This is a genomic window from Pseudomonas sp. LG1E9 (genome assembly GCF_003290225.1).
GTDB classification, from domain to species: domain Bacteria; phylum Pseudomonadota; class Gammaproteobacteria; order Pseudomonadales; family Pseudomonadaceae; genus Aquipseudomonas; species Aquipseudomonas cyclaminis.
Genome location: NZ_CP029983.1, coordinates 1,955,001 through 1,972,751, shown reverse-complemented (window position 1 = coordinate 1,972,751; position 17,751 = coordinate 1,955,001). Strand labels below are relative to the sequence as shown.

Below are 17,751 nucleotides of genomic sequence, written 5' to 3'. Positions count from 1 at the left end.
GTGGCGAGAGCGACCAACGGTTAGTCGGCTATGCCTCTTCATTTGCGAACTGTTTCTTCGAACTGAATTACAAGGCTTCACTGAGCGGTAACTCGCATAAGAGAAGAACTGCTCGCACCTTGCGCAACTCGTCAGCGTGGTCGCGCAGGAAGGTGCGCAGCTTGACCTCTGTATCCAGCAATTCCAGACACTGCGGATGACGCATATCACCAAGCTCCGGGTGATGATGGGAAATGCGATGGCCCGTCAAATAGCCCGCAGAAATCGGTTTGAGCATGACCTGATCAATCTTGGCTTTCTGCGCGACTTTAAGAAGGTGTTGGGCAAGTGCGGGCGCACTCAGGTGATGCCAGAAATTTGTAACTCGAGCCCGACTAGCGCCAGGGAAATAGAGCTGCAAAGCTGTCAGGCGATCTTGGCGATGTTCGGTCATTTCTCTTCCCCAATAAAAGTCACTTTGCGCTCGCTGGCGGATTCACTTTGAGCATGAAATTGCTTGATATCGGAGAGCCGGATTTCCTTCGGCAGAGGACGGTGATGCTTGCTGTGACCGACGCGCTGGGCGTGATAGATCCCGGTATGCCCGGATACGAGGTAACTTGCGATACAGGCAATGGCTGCAAGCGGAGCAATTTCAGGCCCGAAGAGCTCCATGGCCATGACAATGGTTGCCAGTGGCGTATTAGCTGCACCAGCGAAGACAGCGACAAAACCGATACCAGCCAGCATGCCGAAGGGAAGATGTAAGAGGGGCGCTAGCGCGTTCCCCAAGGTGGCTCCAATGTAAAACAGCGGAGTGACTTCGCCGCCCTTGAATCCAGTCCCCAGGGAGACAACGGTGAACAACATCTTTCCAAGCCAGTCCCAAGGAGCCATTGGCATTTGAAAGGATTGGACGATGCTCGGAATCCCCAGTCCGATGTACTTATCGACATCGGTGTAATGGTTGCTACCAAGCGCCCACACTGCCACTGCGATCAGAAGGCCGCCGGCGAATGGTCGTAATGGCGAATAGGAGATAAGTCGTTTAACGAAAGCCCCTAGCTTATGGGTGGTCGTCGCGAATAGCAGGCCAGTGAGGCCGAAGATAATCCCAGCGGCGACCACAGCCATGACGCTCCAGAGCTGCACGGGAACCACTTCGCCAATGACGTAATGCGTATGAACCACTCCCCAGGCTTTCCCCACCTGGTCAGCAACGATTGCCGCAACCACGCAAGGGAAAAGCGCGTCGTAACGCATGCGTCCGATGGCCAACACTTCAAGTCCGAACAAAGCCCCGGCAAGAGGGGTGCCGAAGACGGACGCAAAGCCAGCACTGATACCGGCCATGAGAATCACCCGGCGATCTTCGCGGCGTAGCCGAAAGACATGCGTCAATTGATCCGCAAGAGCGCCGCCCATCTGCACCGCCGTTCCCTCACGTCCCACAGATGCACCGAAGAGGTGGGAAACCACGGTTCCGATTAGCACCATCGGCACCATGCGCAAGGGAATAGTCTTTTTAGGATCGTGGATCTCATCGATGATCAGGTTGTTTCCGGCATCAACTGGTTTGCCTATCAGGTGATACGCAAGTCCCACGGCAAAGCCAGCAACTGGCAGGAGCCAGAGCACCCAGGGATGGGCTTCTCGCCACTGGGTGGCATGATCCAAAGAAAGGAGGAATAACGCAGAGGCAGAGCCTGCCAAAAGAGCTACAAGACCAGCAAGCGCAAGCCATTTCGCAATATAGGGCAGTAAGTCGAGTTGTTCAGGTCGTCGAAATTTAGACATTTGGCCAGCCACAAAAATGTAAGTGGGCCTGACCAAAAAGGGGATTCTGGGCGCGAACGCCTACAGACCTGGTTGATCAGGTTTCTGTAGGCATCATCAGCTGCTACGGGCACAGCGGTTGGTTAATGGAGGAATGCCATCTCCAATGAGCCGATCTTAGCGAGCTCTGTCCAAAATGTAAAATCGTGTTTCGGAGCACGAGGCAAGCGTAGGCGTCTTCGAGTCACCGCTTATGAAAGCAGGCCAGACTAGGTGACTTCTGTTCCGGCGAAGCCCATCTCAACTGGGGTTTTTATGTAAAATAACGAGATATCTTCAAGCTCCAATCGCTTGAATAACTGCACAGATTCGTCCTCGGTAATGGCCATACGAATTTCGGTAGGCTGATCCGCTAGTTCAAAAAAATGCGAGGAATGCAGCCGGCCGGTATGCCCAAAGCCTTCGATACCTGTGGACAGAGTCGCACCCCGCAGTCCCATTTCTTTCGCCAAATCAACGATCCAGTCGCCGAGCATCTTTCCCTGATAGCGACGATTCTGTTGAGTAAAGAAAGTGACCAGAAAACCTTTCATGTTCCTCTCCTAAGCGCGTGCTGATTATTTGATAGGACAGAAGCCCGGCAGCCGTCATTGCCACCCGGGCAGGATTCACACTGGCATCATGCGCACTGGTCAAGTCGGATGCAAACGACTGGTCAAGTCGAATGCAAATGGCTGGTCAAGTTCATGCAATTGCCCAATTGGCTCAACCTTCAGTTGCCTGCCACTTCCCAACATAGCCAAGAAACTCTTCATGTGGCCTACGCACGGTTTTCCAACTGCTGATGTCGGCGAGTTTGTCTCTTGTCTTAGCCGTTGTGACCACAAGACGTCTCTTGGCGCGGGAAATACCCACGAAGAACGTGCATCGAACTTCATGGGTGTCATTGCCCCAATAGGCCTCTTTCTCCAGACCTAGCAATATGACCGAATCAAACTCAAGGCCCTTGCTCTTGTGAACGGTCAGGATGCGGATTGACTGGTCATCAGACAGCTGGGCAAGGGCTTTGAGCAGGTCAGGCTCCTGGTCTAGTGCAGCATCAATATGCTTCTTGAGATCACGGATGATCTCCTTCAAACGATCACGCGACTCGTAATCATGGGAAAGGCCCGTCAGCAGGCTCACACCCACCATGGACAGAAACTCTTTTAGTAGCTTCCATCTCTGGGCATAGCTTTTTGCGGCGAGATCCTCGGCAGCAGTCTTGCGTGCTTCCTTGATGAACCTGTTCCAATCGTTTCGCACGGAGCCCCCGTGGTCGTCGTCATCGGCTGGAATGATCCGCCTCAACAACCGCGTCCAGGCTTTCGGCTCCCGCGAACCATAAAGGCACAGCAGGAAGTCCACGACGACCAAGGCAATGGGCTCGGTGGTGATGTCCTGCATCTGATTTTCGTTGCGATAGGCGATACCAAGCCCATCAAGCGCAGAGGTCAACCGGACGGTGTAGGCCTCAGGATAACTCCTGACCAAGACCGCAATTTCGGAGGGCGCCACACCCTCGACGTTGATCCAGGTGTTGATCTGATCGGCAAGACTGAAGGCCTCGTCGGCGCAGTCCTTGAAAGACTGAAGCAGGATCTCGCCGCCCTCACCGCCCAAGAGTTCTGCGGGCATTTCAGAACCGGGATCGAGCACTTTGATGAGGTCGTTCTGCAGCCTGAGAAGCTGAGGTTGCGAGCGAAAATTGCGGTAGATGTTGAGATGGTTGGCTGCAAAATCCACTTCAAACTTTCCGAATACGCCGTCGAGCGCGCCGGCCCAGCCCATGATTTTCTGCTTCACATCCCCGACCGCAATGATCCGGCGCGCCGTACCACCAAAAATCTTGCTGACCAGCGCGTACTGCTCGTGCGTGCAGTCCTGAAATTCATCGAGAAACACATCACTGTAGGTTTGCCTGATGGCATTCACTGCCATGGGATAGAAGTCGAGGATCTTTAGAGCCAACGGGATCAGAAGTCCGAACTCGGTCTGGACAGGGTGTGCCTTCCCTTTGGGCACCACTCGAAAACCCGCGTCTAGCGCATCGTCGCCGGTGAGAACAGGACGAAATCGCTCAATAATCCGCTTCGCGAAGCCATGGAACGTGTAGCTGTCGAACCGGCTGGCGTAGTCGGGCCCGCAACGCCGCCAAACCCGTTCTTTGAGGTTGTTGCTCGCATCCACCTTGAAAGCGATGGCCAGAATCCTCTTCGGGTAACGGCATGCCCCCGTGGTCAGCAAGAAGTCAGCGCGCTGGGCAAGTAGTTCAGATTTGCCGGCGCCCGGGCCAGCAGTCAACGCCACGCACTGTTTGACCTCCCTTATGGCTGCCTCCGCATTTGGCTCCAAAACAATGCCTTCGGATGGCTTCCAATCCTCGGCGGAGATCATTCCGACAGCCCTTCAATCTTGGCGATCACAAAGTCTGCTAGACGACTTAGGGATGCGGGCATCTTGGCTATCAACTGATCGTCCGTCAGTTTGGAAAGCGCTTCGATATGTGATTTGGGCTTGCTATCGAGCTTGAAGCGCTTGTGGTATGCGACAAAGTGCTTTCGCTCGATCAACGAGTATTGGAAACGATCGTGATGACTATCGCCCAGCACTGACCTGGTTTGTCCCTGCTTCGGAACAACGAGGCCTTCAGGGGCTAAACCGTACGCAAGCGGATAAGCCCTGAGCATAGAAAAATCCAGATCCATCGGCGCTGAAAAAAATACTCCCAACGGCTCCAGGTTCGCTATGCAGGATTTGTATTTCGGATCCTTCTCAACTTGCAGAATTTTATGGGTCAGATCATTCCATGCAGGTAGACTCTTGAGCTCATCGTCTGTCAGGTACAGATCGCCTGGGCGATGCTTTTTCATCTCCGCCGCAACGTACTTGATACGACCCCATCCCCCACCGAAACGCGCCACATCCAGATCCAGCAGCGTGACGTAGGGGATCTTGAGACCACTCAGCAGCCTCCAGAAGTGATTGATATGGCGACCACCTAGGGGAGCGATGGTGATGGCTGCTTCATCGACCTGCAGATTCTTTGCTGCGAGCAGCCGAGGCAGGACTATTTCCTCACTGTCGCCCTCCCCCAAGATCACCAGGCGGGAAAAATACACTTCTGGATAGGCTTGAACGGCCTCCCTCACGAACTTGTAGGCCTCACCCTTCTCATTGGGTGGCATTTGAATCTTACTCACCACAGTGCAGCGCGACTCGTCCAACCTCAAATACCTGATGGCCGAAGGATCTACTCGCCGAAGCATCGATGGAGCATGAGTTGCAATGAGAGCCTGAGAGTCGGCAAATTTCGAGTCGCCCACCAGCGCTTTGAGGGACGATACGATTCGTCCCAGGTAATGCGGCGACAAGCTGTTCTCAGGCTCCTCCAAGGCAACGATGGTGAACACCGCAGGCCTCAGCTTCTCAGCATCAAAGGAATCGTCATTACCATGCAGCACCGCTCGCCCAACAGCCTGGGAAGACAGAACCAGCGATAGGTACAGCATCGATTTTTGGCCATCGCTAAGCCTTGAGAAATCGACCAACTGCTCGCCATGACCTGGGGAAAACGACACCGAAAGATGGCGCAGCAGTGACTCAATTTCGTTAGCCATGAATGTCACGCTCGGCTGCGTGAAAAACTGGCCCTTGTGGAGCTCTTTCCAAGTCTTGGTCAAGCCGGCACTAAGGCTGAGCACCGATTCATTCTGAGTAAGGCTCTGGGAAATATCCGTAGTGAGCTGCTGGATCGTCTCGCGCTGCTCTGTCCAGTTCACCGCTCTAAGCAAACGCCCGAGCAAGGCGTTCGCTCCATAGGCGATGTGGTCAGCCGGATCCCGGCGAGCTGGAAGGTAGTGAACCTGGATAAAGTTTCGCTCGTTTCTGGGCACCGGGGCAGTGTCGACCGGAACGTCATCTTCATCCACATCAAGGACGTACACGAGGCTCTGCTCGATTTCATCGTCAATGCCGATCGTTGCATCCAGACGGTACCTCACACGGGGCACACCATCAGGGGCATCTAGACGCATATGCCCAAAGTGAGTAGGAATCGTCGAGTGTTCATTCTCGTCGTCACCGAGCTCGGGGAAGATGAACTCAGCTTCAATCCAAAGCGCTCGCTGATCTGGAGCGTCCATTTCATCGTGTGGTACGAAGAAATCCGACTTACGCAATCGCCGTTGATTGGGGTCAAACGAAAAAAGGCGACAAAGCGCTTGGAGAGTTGCGGTCTTGCCAGAGCCGTTCGGCCCGATCAGAAATGTGAGATCGGACAAATCAATAGGGACTGGTTCCGCACCAAACGACTGAAAACCACAGATGCGAACGAACTGAAGCTTCAAAGTAGAATCCTTTCCGTGTGAGGTCAGCGGTGCGGGAAGAGATACGCTTCAATCTCAACCAGACGCTCAATTAGTCCAACCGCAAACATTGCGGGCGCGATCGCGTGAGAATGACCGACGCGATAGGACATACAGCAGCCAGTGGCCCCGAGGCCATTACTACGGCTAGGGGCGGGTCTTTGTAGGACGTGACAAAAGGTCGTTTGCCGCTAAGCGTAGGAAAGCATCTGGCGGATCCTACGCCCCCAGGCTTTATCGTGGATAAAACGTTGATGATCGTGATCACCGTTAATGATCTCGTCCTTGGTCAGGGTCGATAGGACTTCCCAATCCTCACCAAACTTATAGGTGGCGTTGTCCAAATGTGAGCTCTCAAGGAGGTAAATCCCGCGCTTGGAAAAGCCAAAGACGAAGTAGCCTTGGTAGCCTCCTCGGCCCGTCGCGAAGAAATCAGGCTCGAACCGAGTGATCTCCCTGATCCGGTGTTCGATCACCCCCTGCTCTGACGCCCGCAGACCGGCCAGATAGGGTTTTACGATGGCCTCAGCGCTCTTCCAAGGATATTTACCAGGGGGAAGCAAATCCCACTGCAACTGACGTGCCTGCACCTTCGCGATGCGCTGACGCTCAACGTCGAAGATCTCAAACTCCTGGAAGAATTCAAGCATGAGGTTCGCCAGGTGAATAAGCGCCGTAGGCGGCTCATCGACTTCCACCCGGCGAGTCACAATGTACTCCTTCCCATCGATGACGCTTAGAGAAAGGCGCTCCATGGGAGGGCGAACAAAATCGATGGGATACACATCCATTGTTCGAATTTGCACACCGCTGTGCTCTTGACCATGCCAGTCTTTCCAGCTCCGGTATTGCGGCACTGATTTTTTGATTAGCGGGAGATCTCGCCTTTTAATCTCCTTGCCGCGAGCATTGAATTCGCTGATTTTTCCAATCACCGCAGGAAGGATCGAATCACCGTCTTTTTCGAGGTGAGCAATCGCCAGCCGCGCCTGGACGTCTTGATCGACTTTGTCTCGCTCAATCACAAACAGCATCTCGCGAGCACCATGCGAGTGCGCGATGATTCTGTTGACGCTATTGATTGACTTGCCTGTGACCATTGCTTTCGTCCTCGCCATCCGTGAGAGAAGCCAAAGGTAGCATACTGCCAGCAGAACTGAAGTGACTAGTCGGTTGGCCCAGAGCCATGTGTCTCATGCTCAAGCTTTGGGTTGCTCTGGCGGTTCCTGTTGCATAATGAGCTCTCACAACCAATCAGATCCTCCACTTGAGGAAGCCGAAATAGGGGGCAGTAGTTCGCCTCCATTTCGCGGTCGACCGTGCTATCACTTTTCTCTACGGGGTAGATTGGCAAGTACCTGCATCATTCCAGCCAATGACTCAACCAGCGACTCAAGCATTTGACGCCCTTGCGTCACGGGATCAGCTTGTTGATCAACACCGACCAGCTCAAACGCTTCGGCAAACCCCGAAGACGGTAAATGCGCATCAGCCTGCCTCAGTTCCTTGATTCCAACCAACACCTTGGTCAGCGCCCTCGCTTCATCCGAGGTCGCTCCGCGCTTCATCAAGCCAGCTTCCAAATGCTTTATAGACCCTGAATTCGTCTTTCCAGATTGCGCCCCCATCGCGGTCAACGCATCCCCATCAAGAGATTCAACCGTCAGCCTCGCTAGATCTTTGGCAAGCTCAAGTACTCCAGTTTTCTCCAAGGAGCGGAACCGGTGAACACGCTTAAAAATTTCATCAGTCGCGTGGTGTGGGGAGAACAGCGGCTTTCCACTGACTTTCTCAAACGTGGCATTGATCTCGTCGTAGGCCGGACGCAGCCGCGCCTCAGCCGCTTTCGTCGCTGCCGGGAGAGCCGTGGCCTGCGATGCCAATAGCTCCTCCGAAACCCCACCGTCAGGAACTACGTTTGCACCCGCCCATACGCGCTGCTGCCAAGGTGGAAGCTGGCCAATGTCCTTGGCATATACGTTGATCAACCCAAGAGAGTTCAGACCGAAATGGACGCTATCCCCGCATGAGATCCCGATGGCGCCGGTGTCCCGGGTATACCACCGCAAGCTAGAGCCCCGGTAGCTGCCGAGCAAAGCTGTAACGTGCGGGCGGAACCACAGCCAGCCCCCAGCGGAGGCAAGCTCGTCACCGCTAACGCGCTCGCCGGAGCCATTTATAGCGAAGTCCACCTTGGTCAGCGGCGCTTCACCCTTAACTCGTTCGCTTATACGCCCTGGCTCAACAACCTCGGTCACCCAAAGCGAACCACTCAGGGAATGGAGCTTTCTCCCCTCGTGCTGGATCGACCAGGATTTTGACTCGACAGAGTCGTCGTCGGGTAAACCGAGCTTGGGCACGTCGTCATCAGCGTCGACGTCTGTGCGCGAGACATGGAAGACTCCCGTTGAGGAGCCATATGGCTTACCACCTTCATGAATTTCAGAATTGACTCCCTCCCACTCCCTTCCATCCTTTTTCTCCTGCACGAATGCCGAAGCCCAGTCGATATGGGATGCATCCGACACAGTTTGAATGCGACTTCGGAAGCTGGCGAGCTGTAGGTACATGCCACGGGCCTTCAAGTAATCACGGAGGTGCTCAGTGCGCGCCTCTAAAAGCACAGGCTTACCGTGCTCGTCACGCTTAAGTCTCACGACCTCCAGGAAACCCTCGACTGGCCTCAACCAAACGTCGCCTTCGCGCTGCAGGCCCAGTGAGATGACAAAATCCTGATGCAGATGCCACTCATTAGGCGCCGCACCATCGAAGTTCTGCTCAATAACCAATCCAGTGCCTATGGCATCAGAGTGATGACTGGCCCAGTCACCCGCCCAATAGTAAGTTTTTACGAATGCAGGCTCCGCTGGGGCCACTGGTTGAGGAGCTGCTGACTTCGCTGAGCGAGTGCTTAGGGACACGTTCAGGTCTGTGAATGGCACACGGAAGCTTGCGAGCGATTTCCGCTGCTCAGTGGCAGTTGGACTCGGACTCTGTGACGTGTCGTGGGCATGTTCTTTCGGCCATACACGATGCGATTCTTCGCCGCCGGCAAAGGTGTTACCACCAAGGTCGCCCCAACTCAGTTTGGATACTTCATCACGATGCAGTAGGTCGAACATGACCGAGCCAACGCCGAAGTACTCTTCAACGTAGCCTTCATAGCCGTAATCCCCCTCCGACGTCATCGTCCAATCAGCACGCAGTGGAATCCAGACTTTGTCCGAAACGGACGACTTCCGGATTTTGGTCATTTCAAACCAAGCCTGCGGCTTGCAGATAGCTGTCTTTGGAATTACCGACATCGCGGCTCCAACGTCCCCTTTTAAAACGATGACGGCCACCAGGTCGCTTTCAAGGTCGGTCTCAGCCAGACACTCCCGCAGCGCTCCGCGCATCCCGGCGTGCGGGATTTTCTGGTCAATCGCTTCGGCAGGGAAAAAAGTACCGGGGCTGTCGAAACCGTTTTTTTCATAACGCCACAGGACAAAGCTCGGGCCTTGGGCGACAACGGCATCCGTGCGACTTAGATCGCTCCAAGCACCGCGCCAGTGTTCTGCGATAGCTTGGGCCTGCTCATTCGCATCCGCAGGCGGAGCCGCCACCTTAGGGTCGCTGTCAATGGCGTCCGTGCCTACCTTGCCCACCTCTACCTCGTGATCCTTGCCCATCAGCCCCTCGCCTCTGCTGCCTGCTTGTCAAAGAGTAATTTAACCACGGGCCGTGACGCCTGTTGTAAAAGCGTTCTTCATCCCGACGCCGTGACGGTAGCATCAGGGACGAAGAGGAAGGGGAATCCGGCGGAGTGCGGCTTCCCATCGCCTCAGCCTCCCGGCGCGCACGGCTGGGACGTTAGTAACTCCGCCCCCCGGTTGGCCCCCTCGTTACCATTTAATAACCAGGCTAGAGCGTGGCAGCCCCCAAGTAATGGTGTCTTCAAAGATAATAATGCTCAAGCAATTGAAAGGGGTGCGCCAGGGGCGCGAGGCCGACAAAATTACACAATCGAATCCGCTTCTCAGCAGGCGGGAGCCATAGAATCTCCCACGCTTTTTTGCTTTTCGTGAACTGCTGATAATTCAGGTGAGAGATGCAAGAGATTACCTGGCGTCAGGGCCAGCTTGTGGTGAGCATCGTTTGAAAAGTACCCCAACTATTCGTCCGCTGCGCCGAGCCCGCGCACTCTCTCTCCACTAATAGCTTTTTTTGGGGGGGGGCATAATTCTTGACTCTATAGCATCACAGGCACTGAAATAACTTCCTCACTTTATCCATCAGTTGAGCATCGCAAAACCTTTCCATGTCCAAAGTGGAAATCAAGGCTTGAATCTGGGCTTCACTTCCAAGTTCAAATGACATTATTTTTTCAATCTGCTCTGTCGTCAAATAACGCGCCAAGTATTGAAATGGGTTAAGACCTTGAGGTACGTGACCCAATATCGCATTCCAACTCATCCTCCGATTCAGACCATCATGAGTTCGCTTGTAGTCAAAATAGCGCGTCAAAGTCTCAGCATAATTAACGAGCACTAAACCTTTATGCCACTCGTAGAAAGCCTTCACCTGCTTAGCGTACTCAGCTAAAGCAGCGCCAACATCAACATAGTTATCTGAACTTTCGATAAATGCCCTAGCCTCAGATGTCCATCTACCCCATGCAAGGAGATTATCGCGGGTTACCACGAATCGAGTGACGCGACTCCCTTTCTCAAAATCGTAGTCAATCCTCCAGTTGGCCTCAGCAATCCGCCAGTGAGAGTTGTAATTGCGTAGGTCTTGAAGGAATTTATGCAAGCCGGGCGTTGAAAAACAAGAAACCAACTTATCAGTAAAGCCCCCCACGGGATATTTCTTTTCAAACACTCTTGAGACCTCAACCAAAGCCATAACAGAGGTCGTGGTATAAAAGAGCTTTCTCTTCACCTCTCTAGTGAAATGCTCTGCATTCGTTCTATTCGTCAAATCCCAGAAGCCAGGCTCTTGTGTTTTCTGCGCAAACAAACTAATAATTCTGAACAGATCTTCCGCACTACTCTGAAAGATCCAGACCGTATCATCCAGCTCCTTCACTGCTTGCCACAGCTGCCCTCCTTCAGTCTCCTCGATTGAAAGCCGAGCATCAGTAAACTTATGCATGATTGCAGATCGAATATCGTCGACAGACCATGGCTCAGGAATTGTGTCGAGGTAACGAGTCATAGAACCTTATTCGTATGGTTAAGTACTGTAACTTTAGCTTACACTTGAATAGCATCCGGGGAGTGGTTTCGACTGTCGGCCAAAAGACGAATGTGATGAACAACGACCGCTCACGATTATTGAGTCTAATGAGCCGGTTTAGACTCGAAGAACCTGACCACAGAAGCGAGCACATGAGCGGGCATGTTCTCCTGTACGACCTGGTCAACATGGGGGGTCAGAACAGGTAACCAAGCATCAGCCTCGGTTCGAATAACGGTGCGGATGTATCGTTTGGTGACCTCTATGTCCATATGGCCAAGCTGGATTCTCAGGGCTTCATGAATGTCGTGAGCATACGCCAGATTGGGCTTCAAGCCATGAGCTTTGAAGTAGTGGTAGACCACATAAGTCGCATAGGTATGGCGCAGGTGATGAGGAGTGATCCGTCTACCTACCACGCTGGAGGCATCCCTGAATGCTCTCCAGATATCGTGAAACTCGACTGGTTTACCCACGGCAGTCAGCCACAACGGGGCAGTCTCACCTGGGAACCGTTTAGCGAAGAGCTTGAGACGCTCCTTGCGATGCCCAGCAATGTATTCGGTATGTAGGCGCTTGAGAGACTCAGTAAGGACTGAACACCTCAACAAATGCTTTTTGCCTTTCGGCATATAGGTGAGCTTCTGGAACGTTACGCCCATCGCTTTCAATTCGGGATAGCGAAGCCATCCGGGGTTTCTTGTATCGCTACCTAAAGGCACCTGAACAACACCTCCGATACGCAGCCCGGTAGTCACCATCATGAAGGCGATGAGATCGTAAACTGGGTCAATTTCAGTCAACGCAGCTGACAGCCCTGCGTATTCATCATTGCTGAGAACGACATCCTTGTAATCTAGGATATGCACCTCTGGCTCCAACCCTGGGTCTGATCTGTCAGCCCTGCCCGTGTGCCTGGATGGAGCAACGATAGATTTACTGGAATGGTAGTTTGAGGGCCCTTGGATTTTTGGCGGAAACTCAATCATGCAGACGATCGTGGCTTCTTCACACCAGTCATAGAAAGCTCGCCACGAGCGGTAGTAGGCATTGATAGATTGAGACAGCACGCCACTGTCCTTCAAAGCCCTCTTGAAAGCAGCCATGTGCACTTCGTACGTTGCCTCATCGAATCGCACTCCCATGTCCGCGCAGCAATCGAACCAGATTTTCAGATGTTTGAAATTGTTGACTATCGTTGTTGGCTCTCGACGCCCTCCTCGTCTCATTGACGTCTTTCGCAGGTGAACGAGGTAGTGGGCCAACGGATAGTGCAGCACACCATTGATGTGTGGGATGGGCGTCCCATCTGTGTGCGTGACAGATTCAACGTACATGGGCACCTCTCATACGCGTAGCATAATGATTTCGTCGAATGATTCATCACTTCCAACAAGTGATGGATGCTCGACAGACCTATGCATGGCACGCAGTTTGGTGACTGGCACCCGTCTGACCTCTTCTCGTGTCCTGTTTCGGGATTCAAGTGTTTTCAGCTCAGCACAGAAAACTACCGCGACCACCTTGGTCTTCTCATACTGCCGAGCAAGATCCAGAAGCTCATAGCGATCACTTTGCGTGAGGTTGCACGCATCAAACAAAATCGTGAATCCACGACTGCCGCTGAAGCTTCTGCACCAGGTAGACTTCCCACTCGCAGGAGCACCAATGGTAATGAATAGTGTCTTGTCCACCGGCCTAGTCAGTGCATCCCGCACATGGTTGAGCGCTTGAACCCAAGCTTTTTTCAGCGAGAGCTGATCGTTCCCATGCCGCTCGGCATCGGGACTGATTATCAGAGGCTTGCTCTGAAGGTTGACGATCACAGGAGCTGCCTCTTGGAGCTGTACAGACTTAGCCTCAAGCCTACGCGTGCGATCTTCCAGCTCATCAACCTTCTTCTGACTAGCAGACAACAGCATCTGTAGGCGCTCTTTGATGTGCTTAAGATCCCTAACATTCTCAAGCAAGCTGTAATTTTCAATGAGCGCATTGTGTAGCTTGGTTGCTACCGGAACCTCGCCGATCTCCTGACCAGGATTTTTCTGAAGCTTGCGGAATGAGGTGATTTCCTCGCCGAGCTGCACCCACTGTTTAATGGTCTCTTTGTCCGGAGTGTTGATTTTACCGTACAGGTACTTTCTATCGATGTTGGCTCGCTGAGCTATCGAAGAAATCGTCACTTTCGCGCCAGTTGACTGAAACTCGATTTTCATCTGCTCGAAAGCAGCACGAGCCTCTGCCAGACGATTTCTGTTATTCATCATTTCACCGACTCCAGGATGGGAGTGTAGAGTTCAACGAACTCCCGCGCGGATGCCATGATATGCAGATTCTGGGCGTAGTCCTCGTCAATGGCTCCGGCGATAAGCGACTTATAGAAGCCCATCGATTGCTCCAGGGCCTGAGACTCGAATTGCGTGATAAGGCAATGGTCACATTTCGCCCCGACGCATTTGCTTACGAACGGCAAGCCTCCAGCGTGATGCGGACTGGCCGTTATCTCATCGAGCTGGATGGCTGGGATCAAATTGACGCATGGCTTCTCGGTCTCGTCATTAGGGTCGAACGCGCAGATCGACAATGGTGTGAGCAGAAAATGCATGGAGCCGTGCATTGCACGTTCGCGCAGGTACTCTCGCATCGTCGCGCCGAGCTCATCACCCGTGATCCCCTCGAAAATGGGATCTTGCTGAATCCCCGACTTCAGGCGCTCGCCCGCTCCGCCAGCGAGCTTTCCATCCTGAGCCGACCTCCCGATTGAATTCACAATCTTGAGAGATTGCTCGACCAAGACCTCTTGGCGCGCCTCAACGATCAATGGATTGTTTCGCAGGTACATTTCCGTCATGTTCATCGAGCGGTGGGAAAACAAGCGCATGACCAGCAATGGCCCCAGAACAGGGCTATTCATGACAAACCAGCCGGCGATGGTTTTGCGAAACTGATGCGGGTGCGGCTCATAGTCGACACCGATATCACGCGCAAACGCTTTGACGTAGTTGACGAGGCTCTGAGTGTTAAGTTGACCACTCACATGGTCAGATTTTTCATTAGACTGGAGTGGCGTGAGGAGGTAATCCTCACGACGTTTCAGCGTTCCGAGCGCTTCCAAAACCTTCACAGCCTGGTAGGTAGTTTTGGGTACTGGAATCGAAATGACCTGCCCCTGCTCGTACTCCCTGCTCGTTTTACGGACAGTCACTGTCAGCCGGTAGAAGTCCTCAACGCCCATCGTCAGATCGGGTACACAGCACCCAACCCTGAGATTTCGGATCTCCCAACTTCTCATCCCCGTGGTGAAAAGAATGATGGTGATCGCCGCCCTTTTTATGTGAGACAGGCTTCGCTCAGCATCTTTCCGATCGAGCCGGTAGGTGAACTTATCGGGATAGGACGGGGCAGCATATCGGCTAAACTCAAACTTGAATGGCAAACCATGGCTCAACTCTTCGAAGCTAATTCCGCGTGCAACGCAAGTTTTCTCAAGACGCCCTTTGGTCACGATGCTGCCAGAATTGTGTTGAACGATCCCTTCGTAAATGACCTGGTAAAACTGTATTAGTGGCGCGGAATACTTCTCCACATATTCCAAAGCAGCATTTGCTATCGGGAAAGCATACTCCAAGGGAATGGCCTGCCAACCAGAAACATCCTCCGGCAAAGCAAGCTCTTCATCAGGCTCAAAGTCCTTGAAATCGACAAGACGCTTGCCATCAAATGGATCGCTAGCCAGTCTCAAGAATGAGGGCAGCAAACCGTCTCCTATTGATAGCTTCCACCACTCGGAAAGTAATCGCACCTTGTCCCACTTGGTGTTGTCATGGAATCCTGAAGAACTGATTGCATTGAGGACATCCTGAAACTGATCCTGCGCCAGCTCTCTTGGCAATTTGAAATATCCGCCATCATGCTGAGCGACCAAGCAACCGTGTTCACCAAGCCAAGCCACAACCTCTTTCGCCGAAGAAAAAATGTTGTACACGGTACGTGGACTGCGCTCTGTGATGGCATGGCGACCCAATAGGCAGAACGCGATCAATTTCAACACCATCACGAGAGGGAAGTGGGTACGTGCTGAGGAGCCGACTATCGATTCGAAATTGATTAAATACCCCAAGCCCTCCTTACGAAAATCCCAAGTATTCTGCCAGAAGAAACTCGCTTGGCTTACAGACGTGTTTTTCAACCGTTCCAACTCATCATTGAGCAGCTCCCAGTAATCTACTGGGGCTGAGTCAAAATTTCCGTTGCTGTGGGCCGAATGACTACTGCTGTTATTGGCGCCGCTAGAAATATTGGCTCGGGTGGTGATGTTAGTTTTGGTCGACATATAGTTATCCTAGAACGATTATTGCCGGCAGAAATACAGCGCCGCTATTTGCAGATGCCCAGGCCTCAGCAACAGCGTCGTGGTCTGACCATTTCGTTAGCAGGTCGTGAGCGCGGGCATGCTTGCGTCCGTACTCAGTCTCCCAGCGCTCGCCGCTCATGGTGGGTCGCAGCGATTCATACTGGAGGATCCGGGTGGCAATCCTCGGCAGGTGCTGTTCGAACACCCGACTCTGGCTACATCCCATGCACATGTCGTATTCGTGGCAGCTTGAGCCAGTCGCTACCATGGCACCTTCAAAATCTGGCTCGGTAGGGTCAGCGCATGACGCGTAGAAACCCGCCACATCTGTGGATGCCGATTGCTCAGAGTCGCTCAGCATGACTCCTCGGAATTTGCGAGCCTCCTCAAGGTACTTGTGCTGAAGGGTAAAGATCGCGATATCGGTGATCCTTCGGGATGCACCTTGGGCGAGGTAGCTGCCCAATGTGGTATCAAAACTCTTGTGGTTCAAAGCATTCGACAGGGTCGCGTGAAGCTCCTGGTGGTTTCGGGACTCACCAATGGCCTTCATCAGCTCCTTGTCAGCAAACACCTTCCGGAACCGACGGGAGTCGAGGTTCGTAACACGCTCCTTTGTGAGGTTGCCAGAGGCATCTGTCTTCAGATCCCAAATTTCATGGCGCTTGAGGAATGTCTTCGCGTCGAAGTTGAAGATGCCTTCCTGACGGTAATCCCAGGCCTTATCGTTACGAAAGTACAGCCAAAGAGAGTCAGCCGATTTCGAACTTGCCATCGCCGACAAAGGCTCCGTATACCACAGCAAGAACGATAAAATAGGATAGATGCCCTCATCTGAAATAGTGATGTAGGTATCATCAATTTCAATTACACCGAGTCCTTTGCCACGACCTTTGTACCCCCGTAACCTGCACTTATTTGGATCAAATGGATCTTTCCAGTCAAGCGGAGAAATGGTGAAACCCTTGACTGTGTAACGACGCTTCCACGTCATTACGACCTCTAAATTTTTACCTGAGAAAATCAAGAGAAAAATAAGAAATGGAAACAACGACTCCCTGCTTGGAACCTCCCTCTCAGCCAGACTCATCAAATGATAGGTACCGGGTAATTTCGGGTTTGGACACATATAGGGAAAAGATGCTTCAAACACTGATTGATAAGTAGAGTCCCAGTCCCACCCTGACAAATCCAATTGGTATTGGGCAGAAGCAAACGAAGTGAGGTTCACGTCGCTAGCGCGAAATGAAAGCTCATTGCGGTACACATCAAATACCCGGCCTAAGTACTCATCATGCAGAGCGTAATTCGCATTACCGTAAGGATCTTCCATGATCTGGGAAAACTCTTTGGCATTATTCATCAACGCTTCAATGTCAGAGGTGACAGCACTTATTAGCTGATACATCACCGCATCACTGTAAGGTGCCAACGCTTCAGGAGCATCTGCCGTATAAACTGGGAGGACAAAAGTGTTGGGCATTAAGGTGGTGCCCATGATTCGCTCAATGACTATGCTGCAACGACGGAACATTGATGCCTTATACCGGCTGTCCATGTCCACCAAACGCATGTCTGCTCTCCACTCGCACATGAGAAGGAAGTTCAGATCTTCCGGGCCATTGAGCTGTACCTGCTTCCGTCGACAGAACTCAAAGAACATCCCGACGGCGTTTCGCTTGTAAGAACCCTCAGCCTTAGAGCAGCGGCTTTCGAAGCATACGGTTTTCAAACCACGCCCCATGGCATTGACTGCCCAAGAGAACTCGTCTTTGTGTTCGGAGTAGAAAACACGATGACGATTCCCAAGCGTGAATAGTTCATGTGGCGAAGCACTCAGGGAGTCGATGGTGAGAGATACGAGTTCTCCACTCCTCTTCCCTGATTGAGGCCGCCAGCGCCAGACCTTGGAAAACGGGTACAGACCATCCTCTTCCTTCAGATCTAGAGAGTGAAGACTCCCCTCCTCATCAATGACTTTTTGAACGTTGTGCTGTGTACGTTTGCGGCCCATCT

12 protein-coding genes and 1 riboswitch are annotated in these 17,751 nt (G+C 52.8%); all 12 genes read right to left on the bottom strand.

Annotated features, from left to right (window positions below):
* Positions 1 to 67 precede the first annotated feature (67 nt).
* A complete protein-coding gene (locus tag DNK50_RS09195; protein ID WP_012723170.1) occupies positions 68 to 433 on the bottom strand; it encodes a hypothetical protein in 366 nt (121 codons plus the stop codon).
* Entirely contained in the window at positions 430 to 1,776 is a 1,347-nt protein-coding gene (locus DNK50_RS09190; RefSeq protein ID WP_012723171.1) for a voltage-gated chloride channel family protein, read from the bottom strand. Before DNK50_RS09190 ends, DNK50_RS09195 begins: the two co-directional genes overlap by 4 nt.
* Before the next feature lie 80 nt (positions 1,777 to 1,856).
* Positions 1,857 to 1,929: riboswitch (Fluoride riboswitch) on the bottom strand.
* A gap of 95 nt (positions 1,930 to 2,024) precedes the next feature.
* Positions 2,025 to 2,348: a DUF190 domain-containing protein gene (locus DNK50_RS09185; RefSeq protein ID WP_012723172.1), complete on the bottom strand. Its 324-nt coding sequence runs from the start codon at positions 2,346 to 2,348 to the stop codon at positions 2,025 to 2,027.
* A 172-nt stretch (positions 2,349 to 2,520) separates the two neighbouring features.
* A complete protein-coding gene (locus tag DNK50_RS09180; RefSeq protein WP_112193682.1) occupies positions 2,521 to 4,191 on the bottom strand; it encodes a UvrD-helicase domain-containing protein in 1,671 nt (556 codons plus the stop codon).
* Entirely contained in the window at positions 4,188 to 6,143 is a 1,956-nt protein-coding gene (locus tag DNK50_RS09175) for an ATP-dependent endonuclease (RefSeq protein ID WP_112193680.1), read from the bottom strand. Before DNK50_RS09175 ends, DNK50_RS09180 begins: the two co-directional genes overlap by 4 nt.
* A 209-nt stretch (positions 6,144 to 6,352) precedes the next feature.
* A complete protein-coding gene (locus tag DNK50_RS09170; RefSeq protein ID WP_112193678.1) occupies positions 6,353 to 7,261 on the bottom strand; it encodes a hypothetical protein in 909 nt (302 codons plus the stop codon).
* A gap of 225 nt (positions 7,262 to 7,486) precedes the next feature.
* Positions 7,487 to 9,832, bottom strand: coding sequence for a hypothetical protein (locus tag DNK50_RS09165; protein WP_112193677.1), 2,346 nt, complete (start codon positions 9,830 to 9,832; stop codon positions 7,487 to 7,489).
* A gap of 568 nt (positions 9,833 to 10,400) precedes the next feature.
* A complete protein-coding gene (locus tag DNK50_RS09160) occupies positions 10,401 to 11,360 on the bottom strand; it encodes a hypothetical protein (protein ID WP_112193675.1) in 960 nt (319 codons plus the stop codon).
* 125 nt (positions 11,361 to 11,485) lie between these two features.
* The gene (locus tag DNK50_RS09155; RefSeq protein WP_162633366.1) at positions 11,486 to 12,487 is read right to left on the bottom strand and encodes a site-specific integrase; all 1,002 of its coding nucleotides are present in this window, start codon (positions 12,485 to 12,487) and stop codon (positions 11,486 to 11,488) included.
* A gap of 240 nt (positions 12,488 to 12,727) precedes the next feature.
* Positions 12,728 to 13,648, bottom strand: coding sequence for an AAA family ATPase (locus DNK50_RS09150; protein WP_112193671.1), 921 nt, complete (start codon positions 13,646 to 13,648; stop codon positions 12,728 to 12,730).
* Positions 13,645 to 15,714: a site-specific integrase gene (locus DNK50_RS09145; protein ID WP_112193669.1), complete on the bottom strand. Its 2,070-nt coding sequence runs from the start codon at positions 15,712 to 15,714 to the stop codon at positions 13,645 to 13,647. Before DNK50_RS09145 ends, DNK50_RS09150 begins: the two co-directional genes overlap by 4 nt.
* Positions 15,715 to 15,718: 4 nt before the next feature.
* The gene (locus tag DNK50_RS09140) at positions 15,719 to 17,749 is read right to left on the bottom strand and encodes a hypothetical protein (protein ID WP_112193667.1); all 2,031 of its coding nucleotides are present in this window, start codon (positions 17,747 to 17,749) and stop codon (positions 15,719 to 15,721) included.
* Positions 17,750 to 17,751: the final 2 nt, after the last annotated feature.